Origin of the sequence: Chromobacterium haemolyticum, assembly GCF_009936155.1 — a bacterium.
Lineage (GTDB): Bacteria > Pseudomonadota > Gammaproteobacteria > Burkholderiales > Chromobacteriaceae > Chromobacterium > Chromobacterium haemolyticum.
In genome coordinates this window covers 3,047,202-3,063,935 of the sequence record NZ_AP019312.1, presented here as the reverse complement: position 1 = coordinate 3,063,935, position 16,734 = coordinate 3,047,202, and the positions used below count along the sequence as shown (strand labels likewise).

Annotated in this window: 14 protein-coding genes and 1 riboswitch; of the genes, 12 read left to right on the top strand and 2 right to left on the bottom strand. The window is 59.7% G+C overall.

What is annotated here, in order from left to right:
• Window positions 1-13 precede the first annotated feature (13 nt).
• Window positions 14-108: riboswitch (TPP riboswitch) on the top strand.
• A gap of 45 nt (window positions 109-153) precedes the next feature.
• The 4 genes from GYH29_RS14060 to GYH29_RS14045 are packed head-to-tail and all read left to right on the top strand — an operon-like array spanning window position 154 to window position 4,229.
• Window positions 154-1,170, top strand: coding sequence for a thiamine ABC transporter substrate-binding protein (locus GYH29_RS14060; RefSeq protein WP_081574845.1), 1,017 nt, complete (start codon window positions 154-156; stop codon window positions 1,168-1,170).
• Window positions 1,167-1,715, top strand: a complete 549-nt coding sequence (locus GYH29_RS14055; RefSeq protein ID WP_019103946.1) for a GNAT family N-acetyltransferase — start codon at window positions 1,167-1,169, stop codon at window positions 1,713-1,715. Before GYH29_RS14060 ends, GYH29_RS14055 begins: the two co-directional genes overlap by 4 nt.
• Window positions 1,715-3,268: an ABC transporter permease gene (locus tag GYH29_RS14050; RefSeq protein WP_161523981.1), complete on the top strand. Its 1,554-nt coding sequence runs from the start codon at window positions 1,715-1,717 to the stop codon at window positions 3,266-3,268. The genes GYH29_RS14055 and GYH29_RS14050 overlap by 1 nt, the downstream gene beginning before the upstream one ends.
• A complete protein-coding gene (locus GYH29_RS14045; protein WP_043593059.1) occupies window positions 3,261-4,229 on the top strand; it encodes an ABC transporter ATP-binding protein in 969 nt (322 codons plus the stop codon). Before GYH29_RS14050 ends, GYH29_RS14045 begins: the two co-directional genes overlap by 8 nt.
• On the opposite strand, the gene motA is transcribed toward GYH29_RS14045, so the two are convergent.
• Window positions 4,213-5,073, bottom strand: coding sequence for a flagellar motor stator protein MotA (gene motA / locus GYH29_RS14040; RefSeq protein WP_019103943.1), 861 nt, complete (start codon window positions 5,071-5,073; stop codon window positions 4,213-4,215). The two genes, GYH29_RS14045 and motA, sit on opposite strands and share 17 nt — an antisense overlap.
• A gap of 935 nt (window positions 5,074-6,008) precedes the next feature.
• Here motA and GYH29_RS14035 point away from each other — a divergent pair.
• From GYH29_RS14035 to GYH29_RS14005, 7 genes are all read left to right on the top strand, one after another.
• The gene (locus tag GYH29_RS14035) at window positions 6,009-6,821 is read left to right on the top strand and encodes an N-acetylmuramoyl-L-alanine amidase (protein WP_232060400.1); all 813 of its coding nucleotides are present in this window, start codon (window positions 6,009-6,011) and stop codon (window positions 6,819-6,821) included.
• Between the two features lie 378 nt (window positions 6,822-7,199).
• Window positions 7,200-7,550, top strand: coding sequence for a hypothetical protein (locus GYH29_RS14030; protein WP_146176134.1), 351 nt, complete (start codon window positions 7,200-7,202; stop codon window positions 7,548-7,550).
• Window positions 7,551-7,906: 356 nt separating this feature from the next.
• On the top strand, window positions 7,907-8,431 hold the full coding sequence (locus GYH29_RS14025; RefSeq protein WP_019103939.1) for a fimbrial protein: 525 nt from the start codon (window positions 7,907-7,909) through the stop codon (window positions 8,429-8,431).
• 314 nt (window positions 8,432-8,745) lie between these two features.
• Window positions 8,746-11,169 (top strand): fimbria/pilus outer membrane usher protein, encoded by a 2,424-nt coding sequence (locus GYH29_RS14020; RefSeq protein ID WP_161523979.1) that lies wholly within the window; start codon window positions 8,746-8,748, stop codon window positions 11,167-11,169.
• Between the two features lie 16 nt (window positions 11,170-11,185).
• On the top strand, window positions 11,186-11,920 hold the full coding sequence (locus tag GYH29_RS14015) for a fimbrial biogenesis chaperone (protein WP_052370209.1): 735 nt from the start codon (window positions 11,186-11,188) through the stop codon (window positions 11,918-11,920).
• A gap of 30 nt (window positions 11,921-11,950) precedes the next feature.
• Window positions 11,951-12,964: a fimbrial protein gene (locus tag GYH29_RS14010; protein WP_043631042.1), complete on the top strand. Its 1,014-nt coding sequence runs from the start codon at window positions 11,951-11,953 to the stop codon at window positions 12,962-12,964.
• A gap of 66 nt (window positions 12,965-13,030) precedes the next feature.
• Complete coding sequence (locus GYH29_RS14005; protein ID WP_019103935.1) at window positions 13,031-13,558, top strand: fimbrial protein; 528 nt, start codon at window positions 13,031-13,033, stop codon at window positions 13,556-13,558.
• A gap of 68 nt (window positions 13,559-13,626) precedes the next feature.
• On the opposite strand, the gene GYH29_RS14000 is transcribed toward GYH29_RS14005, so the two are convergent.
• Window positions 13,627-14,496 carry a D-alanyl-D-alanine carboxypeptidase family protein gene (locus GYH29_RS14000; RefSeq protein WP_019103934.1) on the bottom strand — a complete coding sequence of 290 codons (870 nt, stop codon included), beginning with the start codon at window positions 14,494-14,496 and terminating at the stop codon, window positions 13,627-13,629.
• Between the two features lie 223 nt (window positions 14,497-14,719).
• Here GYH29_RS14000 and uvrB point away from each other — a divergent pair, with 223 nt between their 5' ends.
• On the top strand, window positions 14,720-16,732 hold the full coding sequence (gene uvrB / locus GYH29_RS13995) for an excinuclease ABC subunit UvrB (RefSeq protein WP_161524594.1): 2,013 nt from the start codon (window positions 14,720-14,722) through the stop codon (window positions 16,730-16,732).
• Window positions 16,733-16,734: the final 2 nt, after the last annotated feature.

Below are 16,734 nucleotides of genomic sequence, written 5' to 3'. Positions count from 1 at the left end.
CGGTATACTGGCGCGCTGTCACCAGGGGTGCCCGCGGCGCGGGCTGAGAAAATACCCTGCAACCTGATCTGGGTCATGCCAGCGGAGGGAGCGTGATGCGCGGGCCAAGGCCCGCATTCCGCTTGCTCCGGACTATCGTGTACGGAGATATCCATGAAGCGCTTTTCCTCTTTGATAGCCGTTGCGCTGGCGGCGTCCAGCCTGGCCGCGTCGGCGGCCGAGCTGCGTGTGCTGTCGCACAGTTCTTTCACCGTGTCCAAGCCCTTGCTGGCCGAGTTCGAAAAGCAGAACGGCGCCAAGGTCTCCATCATCAAGGCCGGGGACGCCGGCGAGATGCTGAACAAGCTGATTCTAACCAAGGCCAATCCCATCGCCGACGTGGTGTTCGGCATCGACAACAGCCTGATCGGCAAGGCGCAGCAGGCCGGCGTGCTGGCTCCGGTGCCGGCGGCGCTGGCCCAGGGCGGCAAGGCCGCCTTGCCCGGTGCGGTGAGCATAGACTACGGCTACGTCACCCTCAATTACGACAAGGCCTGGTTCGCTCAGCGTCGACTGGCCTTGCCCAAGACGCTGGAGGATTTGACCAAGCCGGCCTACAAGAACCTGCTGGCGGTGCAAAATCCGGCCACTTCCAGTCCAGGCCTCGCCTTCATGTTGTCCACTGTCGCCGCGATGGGCGAGGACAAGGCTTTCGCCTTCTGGGGCCGCTTGCGCGACAACGGACTGAAGGTCAGCAAGGGTTGGAGCGAATCCTACTACACCGATTTCTCCAAGAACGGCGGCAGCCGTCCGCTGGTGGTCAGCTACGCGACCAGTCCGGCCGCCGAGGTGTTCTACAGCAAACAGAAACTGAACGACGCGCCCACCGGCAATCTGCCCTTGAAAGGCGGCGTGTTCCGCCAGGTGGAGGGCGCGGCCCTGGTCAAGGGCGGCAAGGAGGCGGCGTTGGGCGAGAAATTCATCGCCTTCCTGCGTTCCGAAGCGGTGCAGAAGGACGTGACCACCACGATGTGGATGTATCCGGTGATGGACAAGGTGGCCTTGGACCCGGTTTACCGCTTCGCCGAGCAGCCGGCCGCGCACGACACCCCGGACAGCAAGGTGATCGCCGAGCGCTCCCGCCAATGGGTGTCGCGCTGGACTCGGGTCGTGTTGAAGGGCGGGCAATGATTCCGGACATCGAAACGCCGCGGCTGCTGCTGCGTCATCTGGACCCGCAAACGCTGTGGCTGTGCCTGGCCGGCCAACCGGAAACGGCTGCCGAGCTGCTGGGCGCGCCGCTGGCTGCGGAATGGCTGGACGAGCAGGAGTTGATGGGTTTGCGGCTGGACGATATCGAACGTCAGCCTGATTACGCGCCCTGGTCGGTGCGCGCTTTGCTGCGCCGGGATGATCTGACGATGGTGGGCCATGCCAACTTTCATTCCTTGCCCGGCCATCCTTATTTGGGCGGCTACGGCGACGTGGAGCTGGGCTATACGATTTATCCGGATTACCGCCGTCAGGGCTACGCCCGCGAGGCGGTGCTGGCGATGGGCGCCTGGGCGGCCCGGGCCGGCGCGCCGCGGCTGGTGCTGTCCATCGCGCCGGACAACCTGCCATCGCAAGCGCTGGCCGCCGGGTTGGGCTTCGCCAAGGCGGGGCAGAGCGTGGACGAGGACGGGGTGGAGGATGTATTGACCGCCTGTTGGCCGTTGAAGGGAACGCAGTCTTGATGTTGAGCCGTAGCAGCCGCCTATTGCTGGCGGCGCCTCCCTTGCTGTTTTTGCTGGCCATGTCCGCCTTGCCGTTGGCGCGCTTGTTGCAGGAGGGCGGAGAGCCGCTGTCCTTCGGTTTGCTCAGCGATCCCTATCTGCGCTGGCGCATGTTGTGGTCGGTGCTGCAGGGCGGAGCGACCTGCTTGCTGGCCTTGTTGCTAGGCGTGCCGGCGGCGTGGGCGCTGGCTCGATTCCATTTCGCCGGACGCGGCCTGGCGCTGCGCCTGCTGATGTTGCCTTTTGTGATGCCTCCCCTGGTCGCCGGCGTCGGGGTGCTGGCGCTGTTCGGCCCGCAGGGCTTGAGTGGGCTGGACCTGCAGGACTCGCCCTGGCTGTTGCTGTACGGCAATCTGTTCTTCAATCTGCCGCTGGTGATTCGCTCCGCCGCGGATGGCTTCGCTCAGGTGCCCGCCAGCCGGCTGGCCGCGGCCCGCAGTCTGGGCGCCGGCCGCTGGCGTGCGTTCTGGCGCGTGGAATGGCCGGCGGCGCTGCCCTGGCTGCTGCCCAATCTCTGCTTGGTCTTTCTATATTGTTTCTCCGGTTTCGGTCTGGCCTTGTTGCTGGGCGGCCAGCGTTACGCCACGGTGGAAGTCGAGATCTACACGCTGGTGGCGTATGAACTGAACCTGGCCGACGCCGGCGCGCTGGCGCTGTTGAGCCTGCTGGTGGCCGGCGGCGTCGCTGCGGTCTACGCCTGGCTGGAAGCGCGTTTGGGCGTGCCGGCGCGCTGCGAGCCGCTGCTCCCCGCGCCCGCGCGGACGTGGGTGGACTGCGCCTGGCTGACGGCGGCCCTTGCCATCCTGTTGATCTTCGCAGGCTTGCCCTTGCTGGCGGTGCTGTGGAAAGCGCTGTCCGCGCTTGATAGCCTGACCGGACTATGGGACGAGGAATTGCGACTGGCTTTGTTCAACTCGACGCATTTCACCTTGCTGACCGTACTATTGTCCGGCGTACTGGGCCTGTGCCACGCGCTGGCCACCGGACGCTGGCTGTGGTTGCGGGCCCTGGCCTTTCTGCCTTTCGTGGTGTCGCCAGTCTGCGTGGCGTTTGGCCTGCTGTTGCTGTACCCAAGCTGGAGTGCCGATTTGGCCATGCTGTTGGCGGCCTACGTCTTGTTGGCCTATCCCTTCGTCGCCAAGGCCATCGGCGTGGCTTTGGACAGTATGCCGGAACATCTGGCGCAGGCGGCGCGCTCCCTGGGGGCCTCGCCCTGGCGGCTGTTTCGGCGGGTAATCTGGCCCTTGTTGCAGCCAGCTCTGCGGCGCGGGCTGGCCTTCGCAGCCGCCACTGCGGTGGGGGAATTTGCGGTTACCTTGTTTCTGTCCCGGCCGGAATGGCTGACCTTGACCACCTTGATTTATCAAAAGCTGGGCCGGCCCGGCCAGGCCAACGCGGACGCGGCGATGTTGTTGTCCGGCCTGCTGATGGTGCTAGCGACGCTGGCTTTCGCCGTTATTGAAAGCAGCGCGGCGAGGCCGGGCGAGCCGGAGAAAGGAGATGGGCGTGCTTGAACTCAGAGGGATTGAAAAGCGTTTCGGCGCGAGAGTGGCGGCGGACGGCGTGTCGCTGGAGGTGGCGGCCGGAGAAACTTTGGCCTTGCTGGGACCGTCCGGCTGCGGCAAGAGCAGTTTGCTTAAAATCATCGCCGGCCTGCTGCCGCTGGACGGCGGCACCGTTCTCTTCGACGGCGAGGACATGAATCTGTTGCCGCCGGAACGGCGCGGCTTCGCGCTGATGTTTCAGGATTTCGCCCTGTTTCCGCATTTGGACGTGGCGGGCAATGTGATGTTCGGGCTGATCGAGCGCGGGCAGTCCCGTGCCCAGGCCGCTCGCGAGGCGGAAGCGATGCTGGAGCGGTTGGGGTTGGGAGGGTATCAGCGGCGCAAGGTCTGGACCTTGTCCGGCGGAGAGCAACAACGGGTGGCGCTGGCGCGCGCGCTGGTGACCCGGCCGCGGCTATTACTGCTGGACGAGCCGTTTTCCAGCTTGGACGCGCACTTGCGAGGCCAGTTGCAAGGGGAGTTCACGCAACTGCTGACAGAGTCGGGGATACCGGCGATTCTGGTCACGCATGACCGGGAGGAGGCGTTCGCGATGGCGAGCCGTGCCGCCGTGCTGTACCAGGGGCGCATCGTGCAATGCGACGCGCCGCGGCACTTGCTGGCTAGGCCAGCAAACGCGTGGCTCGCGCGCTTCATCGGTTATGAAAACGTGCTGGAACATGCTGTGGTGCCAGGCCGCGCTCTGCGGCTGGGGCCGCAGTACCCGCCAGCGCGTATTGAGTCGCTGACCTGGCTGGCGGACGGCGCCCGCGTGGAAGTGGCCGCGCAGGCGGGGCGCCTGAGCCTGAGTCTGTCCGCGCGCGAGGCGGCGAGCCTGGGCGCGGAGTTACGGCTAGGCGGCCAGTTTGGCCTTGGAGTGAACGCAGAGGAGCTGATCCCCTTGCCGGGCGAGCTTAGCGCAGGCTCTTGATGCGTTGTTCCAGTTCTTCGAACTCCGGGCGCTCGCTCGAAAACAGCACCTTGCGGCCAAACTCGATGGCGCTGGGCGGCGGATAGCCCTGCATGCCGGCCAGCAGCACGGTCTTGATGCATTGCAATTCCTTGCTGTCCTCGTCCAGCTTCTGTTCTAGCAGCGAGCCCAACGGCGTCACCATGCCGTAGGACAGCAGAATGCCCAGGAAGGTGCCTACCAAGGCGGAACCTATCATGCCGCCCAGCACCGCAGGCGGCGCGCCGACCGAAGCCATGGTGTTGACCACGCCCAGAACGGCGGCGACGATGCCGAAAGCCGGTAAGGCGTCGCCTAGGCGCTGGATGGCGGCGATGGGCGCCATGCCTTCCTGATGGTGTGTTTCCAGTTCCACATCCATCAGGTTCTCTATTTCGAAGGCGTTCAGATTGCCGCTGACCATGATGCGAAGGTAATCGCGGATGAAGCTTAGCGCGTGGTGGTCGCCGGCGATGGCCGGGTATTTGCTGAAGATAGGGCTTTGCTGAGGGGCATCGACATCGGCCTCCAAGGCCATCATGCCCTCTTTGCGCGCCTTGACCTGCAGTTCGTACAGCAGGCTGAGCAGATCCAGCGCGCGGGCCTTGTTGTGGCGCGAACCCTTGAGCGCGGCGGGCAGCGCGCGTGCCACCGCTTTCAGGTTCTTGGTCTGATTCGCAACGATGAAGGCGCCCATCGCGCCGCCCAGAATCGCCATCATCTCGGTGGGCATCGCGGAGAGAATGGCGCCGATGGCGCCGCCGTGGATCAGGAAGGCGCCGAAGATCATGCCGATCACGACGACGTAGCCGATGATTACATTCATATGTAGTAGTCCCAAGCGATTTAGGCCGCGGAGAGAGCGGCGCGTTTGCGAGAAAAGAAGGCGGAACGCTTGGAAACTAACCAAGGTTTCGCGAGAGAGAGGCAGGGCGTTGCGGCAGAGAAAGCGGAATGTACAAGCGGTACATGGAGCATCTCGAAGTCGCACTTCCCGTGTACGTTCTACGACGCGCGGTAGATCGTAAACAGGTTCTCAGGCGCGGGGCGGCCGGCGCGGAGGAGTGGGAGGAGGGCGTTGTTGAAGGGCGGTGACGAAGTCGGGCCAGCCTGAGGTCGCCGCGTTTGCCGCTAAGCTTGGGCTTGCGCATGGCAAAGCCTGACACTCTCCGCATCCGCCTAGTTCGCCGGCGCAGTGTGCGTGGCTGCCGCTCGCGATTTGCATTGTGGCGATGCCGTGGCCGGGGGCAAAGCGTTGGCCGGCGCGGCCAAGCGCGTCGTCGGCGTGAACCGCGGCGTTGGCCAAGGGCAGAGCCTGCCAAAGAATGAATAGTAGCAGGGCCAACCGGGTAATGGATTTGAATGCCGATAGTCTCAATGCAGGTTTCCCATGAGTCGCTGCGCAATCTAAAGCAGGATCAGTGGGTTGGCAAGCCTGAATGCATGATTTCACGCTGATCTTGAATATTTTCATATTAATTAAATGGCATTTATCATGCCAATATCTTAATTGGAACTATTTATTAGTTAAAAAACTCTACCTGTGCAGCGTGTGCCGGAAAAATGACCGCGCGCATACTTGACGATAAGGTTGAATGGAAAATGATCAGTAGAAGACACATTTTGGGTTGGACGGGGGCCTTGCCCCTGCTGGCGCCGTTGGCGGCCAGCGTATTGAGTTCTGCATGCGCCAGCGCGGCGGGAACAGCCAAAAGCTATCGGATAGACGCTAGTTTGCTTTCCGAGAATCAGGATTCCAGGGTGCGCAACCTGGTTTTCCATTACACCGCCGTGCCCAATGCCCTGGCGCTGGAAATGCTCACGCAGAGCCAGCACGGGGCCAGTGCGCATTATCTGGTGCCGGATGCCGCTTTGCTGGGCATGTCCAACAAGGTGTACCAATTGGTGCCGGAGGAGCGCAGAGCTTGGCACGCCGGGCGCAGTTACTGGCAAGGGGACCGGCTGATCAACTCCAGTTCCATCGGCATCGAGATTGTGAATCTGGGCTATCCGTCTCCAGAAGAGGACGAACTGCCCCTGATGCGACGGCAGTGGTTCGACTTCGATGAGGCGCAGGTCTCGGTGGTGGCGCAGTTGGCGGCGGACATTATCGCGCGGCACCAGATTCCGCCGCACAAGGTCGTGGGGCACTCCGACGTGTCGCCGGGGCGCAAGGTGGACCCGGGGCCCAGGTTTCCGTGGGAGCGCTTATACCGCGACTACAACATCGGCGCTTGGCCGGAGCGCGAGGCGATTGAGTTCTACCTGTGGCAGGCGCCTTATCGCGGAGACATACGGAATTTGCAGAAACGCTTGCTAGATTACGGCTATGAAGCGCCGCAAACCGGCACACTGGATAAAGAGAGCCAGGACGTGGTGGCGGCTTTCCAGATGCATTTCCGGCCCGCTCGCTATGACGGCGTGCCGGATGCCGAAACTTCCGCGATTCTGGATGCCTTGCTGGAAAAGTACTTCAACCGGACGCGGCCGGGGCGGGCGCCGGGGTCGAAGCCGGTCGCGCCGCCGAGAAAAGACAATGGAAAGGGCAGCGATACCTGGCCGCTGATGCCCTGACATCGCCCAGTCATTCGAGCCGACATCAGGCCGGCGGAGCAAAGGGACGGTATGCCGTCCCTTTTTTGTTGCTGGTCGTCCCGTGGGCCTGTTCCTCTTATCCGCTCTGTTGGCGGCGATCGCGCTTAGTTTGTGCCATAACGATAGTCAGACGTCGTCATTTGATAAACTTAACTGTTTCCTAATTAAACATGCATTTATTAGTAAGTTTTTGTTAATTCTAAAACAAAACAATTTGTAATAAAATCTATCAAATAGCCCTTTCAATTTAAATGCCACTTGTACTAGAATGCAATTGAACCGGTTAAGCTTATAAAAAAAGCATAAACCTAAAAGTAATTGCTTACTAATTGCGGGATTTGGAAAGGAAGGTCGAAAATGAAACGTCTGCACGCACTTGGACTGGCAGCCCTGCTTTCCGCTCTCTCTACCGCAGCAATGGCTCAAGGCGGCCAGGTGCACTTCTACGGCGCCATCGTTGAAGGCGGCTGCAGCGCCCAAACCCACGAAGTGGCTAGCGCCGATGCGGCTCGCGCGAAGCCGGCCCTTGAACTCAATCAATGCGCCAGCCCGGCCAAGCTGACGCTGGACAGTGAAGCCGCCGCCCAGCAAGGCAAGATCGCCAGCCTCAGCGTGCGCAAAGGCGAGAACCAGTTCAGCAGCCGCGATTTGCTGCGTAGCGCCACCGCCCGAGCTGGCGCGGTGAATCTGGTGGTCAACTACTTCTGATAGCAGTCCAAAACTGCTCAATAATTCATCAAAAAACCCACCTGGCATTATTGAGGTGGGTTTTCTTTATTTGAAGTGTTGTTTTATTGCAAATATTGCCCAATTCTTAACAAACCCCTGAAATAAAACAAATATTCAAGATTGATTCATCAAATCGTTTAAAGTCGGCGAGGGCTCTTTTTGTGTAGATTTTAAAGAAAAAATTTAATATGAAACAAAAAAATCTACGCAATGGTTCCGCTTGATACTATGCGGCTGCGTTCCAGTACTGCAGGTCAGCACTGGCGGATGGTCCGCGACGCGGCAAGCGAGGCTGCTGTGCGGTTTGAGAATGATTACCCTAGTCGGAGTCAAGAATGAAAAAATTTGTATTTGCTGGTTCCCTGATGGCTGTTGCCGCTTCCTCCATTTTCGCCGCCGCCGGCACCCTGGACGTTAAGGGCGAAATCGTTACCGCCGCTTGCGGTCTGGATTCCAAGAGCGTGAACCTGGAAGTGGGTCTGGGCAAAGTGCCGACCCATGTGTTCAAGAAAGTGGGCGACCGTTCGGCTCCGACCCCGTTCCAAATGACCCTGACCGACTGCACCACCACCACGCTGAAGACCGTGGCTGTGATGTTCTCCGGCACCGCTGGCACCAACAACGAACTGATGGCTCTGAAGAGCGGCGGCGCCAAGGGCGTGGGCGTTCGTCTGGTGAATACCAACAACGGCGACCAGATCAAACTGAATCAGTACGGCACCGCTGTGAACCTGGTTGACGGCAACAACACTCTGAACTTCAGCGCCGCATACGAAGCCGATGGCAAAGCCGGCGACGCAGTTGCCGTGACCCCGGGTCAAGCCGATGCCTTCGCCGTATTCGATCTGCAGTACAAGTAATCCGCAGTTCGATTCAAAAACGGAACCAAGCAAAGTTCCGACCCCTGTTTCCTTGTGCCCTGACGGTCTGTTCGCTTAGGCGATGATCAGGCCTGGTTTGTCCGCTGTCAGCAATGAGTAGTCTGCAAACCAGGGCATGAGGTTAGTCATCTGCAAGCATTCTCCCAAGGCATACTCCTGCGCCTGAAAATCGGCGCGGCTTCGTCATTGCTTGGCGGGACAGAATCAAGGCCGGCGCGATCAGACGCGACGGTGTGTTTTTGGCAAGGCTGCCGTAAGGCGGCGCATGCACTTAAATCGGGATATCAGCAGGCATGAACAAGCATCGCATTTACATTGTGGCAGTGGCGTTGACGCTCGGCCCTTGCATTGCGCATGCGGTGGAGTTCAACGACGCCTTTTTGCAGCTAGACCCGAGCAGCAGCGTGAGCCTGGAGCAGTTCGAGCAGGCCGGCTATATCGTGCCGGGCCGCTATATTGCCGATGTGTATTTGAATCAGCGCTTTTTGCAGCAGTTGGAGCTGGATTTTCGCCCGGAAGGCGCAGATCAGACGGTGCGTCCGTGTCTGCCGCCGGAATTGATCCGCCAGCTTGGCCTACGCTCCGGCATTGTCTGGCCGCAGAACGAGCAATGTGTTGATTTGTCTGCGGTCAGCGCAGCCAAAGTGCGTTACAGCAAGAGCAACGCGCGCCTGGACATCTCGGTGCCGCAAGCGGAACTGGCTTACCGCGATGAAGACTATGCGCCGCCGGAAACCTGGAACGACGGCGTGCCGGCCGCGATGCTGGATTACCGGGTGTTCTATCAGCGCACCGACAACGGTCTTGGCGCCAGCAGCAGCAAGACCACCAGTTACGGCGTGGCCGGCGCCAACGCCGGTCCCTGGAGGCTGCGTTCCAATTACCAGTACGACGACAGCGCGACTAACCGCAGCCGTCTGAGCTGGAACAATACCCAGGTCTACCGCGATTTGCGCGGCATGCAGGCGCGGCTGACCTTGGGCGAAGTGTTCAAGACCTCCGAGATTTTCGACGCCTTCTCCATGCGCGGCGCCACGCTGAACAGCGATGACCGCATGATTCCGCAAAGCCTGCGCGGCTATGCGCCGCAGGTCAATGGCGTGGCCAAGACCAATGCTAAAGTGACCATCCGCAACCAAGGGCGGGTGCTCTACACTACCAATGTGCCGCCGGGCCCGTTTTCCATTCGCGATCTGAGCAGCAGCACGCAAGGGCAGCTGGATGTGACGGTGGAGGAGGCCGACGGCAGCCAGCAGACCTTTACCGTCAACACCGCCTCGGTGCCTTTCCTGACGCGTAACGGCATGTGGCGCTACAAGGCGGCCATCGGTCAGGCGGATCAGAACGGCAGCGCGTCGCACCCGAGTGTGGCCAGCGCCGAGGCGTCCTACGGTCTGACCCAGACCTTGTCGCTGTACAGCGGCTTCATCGCCTCCGCGGACTACCGTTCGCTGGCGATGGGCTTCGCCAAGGATCTCGGCGGCTGGGGCGCTTTGTCCGCCGACGTGACCCAGGCCAACGCTCAAATGCGCGGCGGCATGAATATGGCCGGCCGTTCTTACCGTTTCAACTACGCCAAGAGGTTTGAAAGCCTGAACGCGGATATCCGCCTGTTCGGCTATCGCTTTTCGGACCGCAATTTCCGATCCTTCGGTCAATTCCTCAGCGATCTGGACGGCCAGACCTATATCAGTGACAAACAGCGGGTGGGTATGACCGCCAGCAAGACTTTCGGCCAGACCAATGTGTTTCTGTCGGCGGAAAAGTCCACTTATTGGAATGCCACCGCCACCCAGCGCGTGGATTTGTCGCTGAGCCGCGACATCAATATCGGTTCCTTGCGCAATGTCAGCCTCAACTTGTCGGTGCAGAACCTGCGTGATCAGACCGGCAGCAGCAACCGTGTTTACCTGGGCTTGAGCATGCCGCTGGAGAATAACCGTCGCATCGGCTACGACATCCAAGGCAGCGCCGGCAATACCAGCCACACGGTGCGCTATTCGGACAGCAGCACCCCCAACCACAGCTACAACGTGGCGATGAGCGCGGATACCCGCTCTGGCAAGCCGCTCGTGTCCGGCGACTATCATTACACCGGCCGCGTCATGCAGGCCGATGTTTCGGCCAGCAAGCAGCAGGGCGGTTACAGCAGCGTGTCCGCCGGGATGGGTAGCTCGCTGGTATTGCACGCCGGCGGCCTGACCATGGGCAACAGCTACGGCGGTGAAACCCGCATGTTGGTGGATACCGAAGGCGTGGCTGGCGTGCCGGTGTACGGCGTGCCGGCGCTAACCGACCGCAACGGCTTCGCCATGCTGAGCAGCGTGGCGCCGTACTACAGCCAGGACGTGCGCTTGGACGACGACAATATGCCGGACTCCGTAGAGGCCAGTTCCGTGGTGCGCCGCGTGGTGCTGACTGAAGGCGCGGTGGGGCGCACTGAGTTTCCGGTCAAAGTGGGACGCAAGGCCTTGCTGACGGTGAGGCTGCCAGATGGCAAAATGCCGCCTTTGGGCGCCACCGTGAGCGATGTGGCCGGCAAGCGCGATGTCGGCATGGTGGGCGATGGCGGCTTGACCTTCGTCACTGGCTTGAGTCCGACACCCAAGCTGGAAATTTCCTGGGGCAAGACGCGTTGCCGCGTGGACCCGCTGCCGGCCGATTACGAGCTGAGCCAGGGCGGCCGCGACATGACCTGCACGCCTCTCGCAGAATAAAGAATAAGGAATCGATATGAAAACTCTTCATCGCGCACTGGGGCTGGCGAGCGTTTTGGCCACATTGACCGCGCCGCTAACGGCCCAGGCCAACATATTGCTGGACCGTACCCGGATGATTTATCTGGAGCAGGACAAGAACGTCAGCATGGTGCTGACCAACAAGAACCCTGAGCAACCCTATTTGGTTCAGTCCTGGCTCAGCGACGGCGAAGGCAAGCGCCTGGCTTCGCCCTTCCTGGTGTTGCCGCCCTTGCAGCGTATCGAGGCCGGCGAGAAGGGCGTAGTGCGCTTGAGCCGCATTCCGGATCCCAGCCTGCCGTCCGACAGGGAATCGCTGTTTTATCTGAACGTGCAGGAAGTGCCGCCCAAGAGCGACAAGGACAATGTGCTGCAACTGGCGATCAAGTCGCGCATCAAGGTGTTCTACCGTCCCAAGGAGGCTCAATTGCCGCGTGGCGAAAACCCGGCCAACAAGCTGCAGCTGAGCTTCGACGCCGCCGCCGGCAAGCTGGTGTTCAAGAACCCTAGCCCGTATCACCTGACCCTGGTGGGGCTGGAGCTGCCGGGAGACAAGAAGCCGCGCGATATGGACGGCCTGATGGTGCCGCCCAAGGGCGAGGCCCGTTTTGCGCTGAAGGCGCTGCCGGCCAGCCTGAAGCTGAGCAACATCAATGATTTCGGCGCTCAGGATACCTTTACCTTCGTTTGCGCGGACGGCCAATGCCAATACCGCGAAGACAAGAAATAATTCCGCAAGCGCACAGCGCAGGGAGAGCCAATGTTGAATCGTCGTTTGCCGCGTTTGCTATTGATGGCCGCTCTGGCCATGCTGCCGGCCTTGAGCCACGCTCTGGCGTGCAAGGAAGGGGGGCGCAATGGCTCCGCCATGATTACGAGGGATATTGGCTCTACCATTAAGGTTCCAGTGACCTTGCCGGATGGAAGAGAGATTTGGCACTCCGAAGATAGGACTGTCAATGTAACATGTTACAAAGATAATAGTGTTTCTATGAGGGAGCAGGTTTATTTTTATCCGAACCCTCGTAATAACAACAATGCCAAAGGTGTAAAGTTTGGTGTGGTTTATAATGGCAGAACTTATTGGGGGGTTAACGCTAGCGATAGAATCCCAACCGGTTATTATATTGACGAGTGTAATCTTGGAGGGAATTACGATAAGTGCAAGGAGGTGAATTTTTCACTTACTTTTCAAGTTGTAATAGCTAAGCAGGGCACGATTCCCACAAGTGGTATAGGGATGTCTGAGTTTCAGGTGCTTCAGTTTGATGGCGAGCTGGGTATTAATAATAAAGAAAATTCCAACTTGGTCTACAAGGTAGTGGGGTTGGGTAAAATTACGCCGATCCAATGCGCTGTAGAAGTGCGCTTAGACCCTGCTTCCAATACATTGGATTTTGGTCGTATTGTCAGAAGTGTCAAAGGCCTCGTGCCCGCTGTGCCTCGAAAAGATTTCCGGCTAAATTTGGTTAAAACCTGTGATGACCCAGTAAAAATTAATGGCTATTTCACCGGGAAGAATGGCTTGACGGATACTTATACGGCTACTTTGGTTAAAAAGAAGGATAGCTCTGATAGCGGTTTAGGCTTGCAGTTATTCTTTAGTGACGGTCGTCAACTACGTTTTGGACAATCTGAGTTTCTGGCTGATTTTAGTTTTGGTGATCGCCAGAAAACCGTGCCGATGTACGGAACCATTGTTCCCACTAATATGGGTAAAGTAGAAGAGGGCCCATTTCAGGGCATGATTAATATCGATCTGGATTATATCTAAGCGGCTTGGGCCGTCTGGTCTTCGGATGATCAGACGGTTAACTGAAGTGGCGTAAGGAGTGGAGCAATGAAATTCAAGGCGATGGTGCTGGCTTTGGCGCTGGCGGCGCCGTTGGCGCATGCGGCTGACGGCACCTTGAACGTTTTCGGCGAGCTGGTATTGAGCGCCTGCGGTCTGGATCCCAATTCACAAAGCCTGGAAGTGGGGCTGGGCCTGGTGTCCTCGCAAATGTTCCGCAAAATCGGCGACCGTTCCCGTCCGGTGGCCTTCGACATCCGGTTGACCGAGTGCTCCATCGACACCATGACAACGGTGGCGGTCCGCTTTAACGGAGAGGCCGACCGCGACAACGGCGAACTGATGGCGATCAACGGCAGCGCCGCTGGCGTGGGTATCCGCCTGATGGGGCCGGGCGGCGGGGACATTGTGCTGGGTCAGTATTCGCCGCTGGTGGGCTTGACCAACGGCAGCAACACGCTGCGCTTCAACGCGATGTACGAATCCACCCGCGCACCCGTGCCGCAAGGGCAGGAAGGCGGGATCAAGCCTGGCTCGGCCAACGGCCTGGCTCAGTTCGACTTGCGTTATATGTGAGCGGATGTAATGAAAACGGCCCTTCCGTCATTTGACGGAAGGGCCGTTTTCATTTGGGAACGGCGAGCTCAGCCGGCCAACCAGTTGCCGGGGTGCGCCTCCAGCCAGGTTTTGATGCTTTTGGCGTCGTTGACGCGGGCGGCGCTACCGCCGGCGGCCAGCAACACGATGATCAGAGGTTGGGAACCCACCGTGGCCTGCAACACCATGCAGCGGCCGGCTTCTTGGATGTAGCCGGTTTTTTGCAGCGAAATCTCCCAGTCGCCTTCGCGCACCAGCGCGTTGCTGTTCTTATATTGCAGCACGCGGCGGCTCACCGATTGAATCTGGTGTTTCTCCGTGGTGGTGAAGGCGCGAATCAGCGGGTAGCCGTGCGCGGCGCGGACCATGCGGGCGAGGTCCGCGGCGGTGGAGGTGTTGCGCATATCCAGGCCGGTAGCGTCGTAAAAAATGGTTTCGCTCATGCCCAGGCTACGGGCTTTGCGATTCATGCGCTCCACAAAGGTGGCGGTGCCGCCGGGCAGCGCGGTGCGGGCCAGGGTGGCGGCGGCGCGGTTTTCGGACGACATCAGCGCCAGCAGCAGCATTTCCTTGCGGCTGAGAGTGGTGCCCACCGCCAGGCGCGAGGAGGTGTTTTTCACCCGGTCGATCTCGGCGTCGGACACGGTCACTTCTTGGTCCAGCGAAGCGCCGGAATCCAGCAGCACCATCGCTGTCATCAATTTTGTGATGGAAGCGATCGGCATGCGTTGGTGGATGTTCTTCTGGTACAAGGGTTCGCCGGTGATGCCGTTGAGCACCAGTACCGAATGCGAATTCAGCCGCGGAACGGATAGATCGGCCATCTGCGAGGCCACCATCACGCTGGACGGCGAACCTGCCAGCACCGGCATGGCTAACGCCGCGGATACCAGCAGGCTTGCAATTTTCTTGATCATGCTTCACTCCAGGGAGAGCGGATTTAACGAAATCTCGGACCGAAAAATAGGCTCGCGACATCTGCGCCGCAAGCCGTGTTTTATGCTTGGTCTGACTGTATTTTAAACAATGTTTTGACTGTGTATAGCCTGAATCGCAGCTTTTTTATATGCAGTCGCGTTGGAGGTGTGAAGCAGGGACGAACCGCGTAGAATCAGGCTATCTCCTCCGATGTCTCGACCCATGCTGCGCACCTATCCCAACAGTCCGTTCAAACTGCATCAACCATTCGAGCCTGCCGGCGATCAGCCGGGTGCCATCGCCCAACTGCTGGAAGGGCTGGACGATGGCCTGTCCTACCAGACCTTGCTCGGGGTCACGGGTTCCGGCAAAACCTACACCATGGCCAACGTCATCGCGCAAAGCGGACGTCCGGCCATCATCATGGCGCACAACAAGACACTAGCGGCGCAGCTCTACAGCGAGATGCGCGAGTTTTTCCCGGAAAACGCCGTTGAGTATTTCGTTTCTTATTACGACTACTATCAGCCGGAAGCCTATGTGCCCAGCCGCGATCTTTTCATCGAGAAAGATTCCAGCATCAACGAGCATATCGAGCAGATGCGTTTGTCGGCGACCAAGTCCATTCTTGAGCGGCCGGACTGCATCATCGTCGCCACCGTCTCCGCCATCTACGGCATTGGCGATCCTTCCGATTACCATCAGATGATTTTGCATCTGAAAGAAGGGGAGACGCTGGCGCAGCGGGACATCATCAGCCGTCTGGCCACCATGCAGTACGACCGCAACGACATGGATTTTGGCCGCGGCACCTTCCGAGTGCGCGGGGACGTGATCGACATTTATCCGGCGGAAAGCAGCGATACCGCGCTGCGTGTCAGCATGTTCGACGACGAAGTGGAAACGCTGACCCTGTTCGACCCGCTGACCGGGACGACCAAGCAGCGGGTGGGGCGCTTCACCGTGTTTCCGTCCAGCCACTACGTGACGCCGCGCGACACCGTGTTGCGCGCCTGCGAGCACATTAAGGAAGAACTGCGCGCGCGCCTGGAGTGGTATCAGAAGGAAGGCAAGCTAGTGGAAGCGCAGCGCCTGGAACAGCGCACCCGTTTTGACCTGGAGATGTTGTACGAGATGGGGTTTTGCAAAGGCATCGAAAACTACTCTCGACATTTCTCCGGCAGGGGGCCTGGAGATCCGCCGCCCACGCTGATCGATTACCTGCCGAAAAACGCGTTGATGTTCATCGACGAATCCCATGTCACCGTGCCTCAAGTGGGCGCCATGTACAAGGGCGACGCCGCGCGCAAAGCCAACCTGGTGGAGTATGGCTTCCGCTTGCCGTCGGCAACCGACAACCGGCCGTTGAAATTTCACGAATTCGAATTGCTAATGCCGCAAACCGTATTCGTGTCCGCCACGCCAGCCAACTACGAGAAGGAACACGCCGGACAGGTGGTGGAGCAAGTGGTGCGCCCCACCGGCTTGGTGGATCCTGTAATGGAAGTGAGGCCAGTTGCCACTCAGGTGGACGATCTGCTGTCCGAGATCCGATTGCGCATGGAAAAGGGCGAGCGCGTGCTGGTCACCACGCTGACCAAGCGCATGGCCGAACAACTGGCGGATTACTACACCGAGCACGGCATCAAGGTGCGCTATCTGCACAGCGACATCGACACGGTGGAGCGGGTGGAAATCCTTCGCGACCTGCGTCTGGGGGTATTCGACGTGTTGATCGGCATCAATCTGCTGCGCGAAGGCCTGGACATTCCGGAAGTCAGCCTGGTGGCGATTCTGGATGCGGACAAGGAAGGCTTTCTGCGCTCGGATCGCTCGCTGATCCAGACCATAGGCCGCGCCGCGCGCAACCTCAACGGCAAGGCCTTGCTCTACGCCGACCGCATTACCGACTCGATGAAGCGGGCGATGGACGAGACTGAACGCCGCCGCACCAAGCAGATGGCCTTCAACGCCGAACACGGCATTGTGCCCAGAGGGGTGGAGAAGAAGATCAAGGACATCATCGACGGCGTTTACAGCGTGGAGGACGAACGCAAGAAGCTGGTGGACAACGCCCGCGTGGCGATGATGGACGAAAAGACGCTGGCCAAGGAAATCAAGCGCATGGAGAAGGAAATGATGGAGGCCGCGCGCAATCTGGAGTTCGAGAAGGCGGCCGGCTTGCGCGACCAGCTCAAGCACCTGAAGGAGCAGGCCTGGATCAACGATCTATAAGC

Coding starts and splice junctions, on each gene's coding strand:
- GYH29_RS14060 (WP_081574845.1), top strand. CDS start 154: ATGAAGCGCTTTTCCTCTTTGATAGCCGTTGCGCTGGCGGCGTCCAGC.
- GYH29_RS14055 (WP_019103946.1), top strand. CDS start 1,167: ATGATTCCGGACATCGAAACGCCGCGGCTGCTGCTGCGTCATCTGGAC.
- GYH29_RS14050 (WP_161523981.1), top strand. CDS start 1,715: ATGTTGAGCCGTAGCAGCCGCCTATTGCTGGCGGCGCCTCCCTTGCTG.
- motA (WP_019103943.1), bottom strand. CDS start 5,073: ATGAATGTAATCATCGGCTACGTCGTCGTGATCGGCATGATCTTCGGC.
- GYH29_RS14030 (WP_146176134.1), top strand. CDS start 7,200: ATGAAACGTCTGCACGCACTTGGACTGGCAGCCCTGCTTTCCGCTCTC.
- GYH29_RS14025 (WP_019103939.1), top strand. CDS start 7,907: ATGAAAAAATTTGTATTTGCTGGTTCCCTGATGGCTGTTGCCGCTTCC.
- GYH29_RS14020 (WP_161523979.1), top strand. CDS start 8,746: ATGAACAAGCATCGCATTTACATTGTGGCAGTGGCGTTGACGCTCGGC.
- GYH29_RS14015 (WP_052370209.1), top strand. CDS start 11,186: ATGAAAACTCTTCATCGCGCACTGGGGCTGGCGAGCGTTTTGGCCACA.
- GYH29_RS14010 (WP_043631042.1), top strand. CDS start 11,951: ATGTTGAATCGTCGTTTGCCGCGTTTGCTATTGATGGCCGCTCTGGCC.
- GYH29_RS14005 (WP_019103935.1), top strand. CDS start 13,031: ATGAAATTCAAGGCGATGGTGCTGGCTTTGGCGCTGGCGGCGCCGTTG.
- GYH29_RS14000 (WP_019103934.1), bottom strand. CDS start 14,496: ATGATCAAGAAAATTGCAAGCCTGCTGGTATCCGCGGCGTTAGCCATG.
- uvrB (WP_161524594.1), top strand. CDS start 14,720: ATGCTGCGCACCTATCCCAACAGTCCGTTCAAACTGCATCAACCATTC.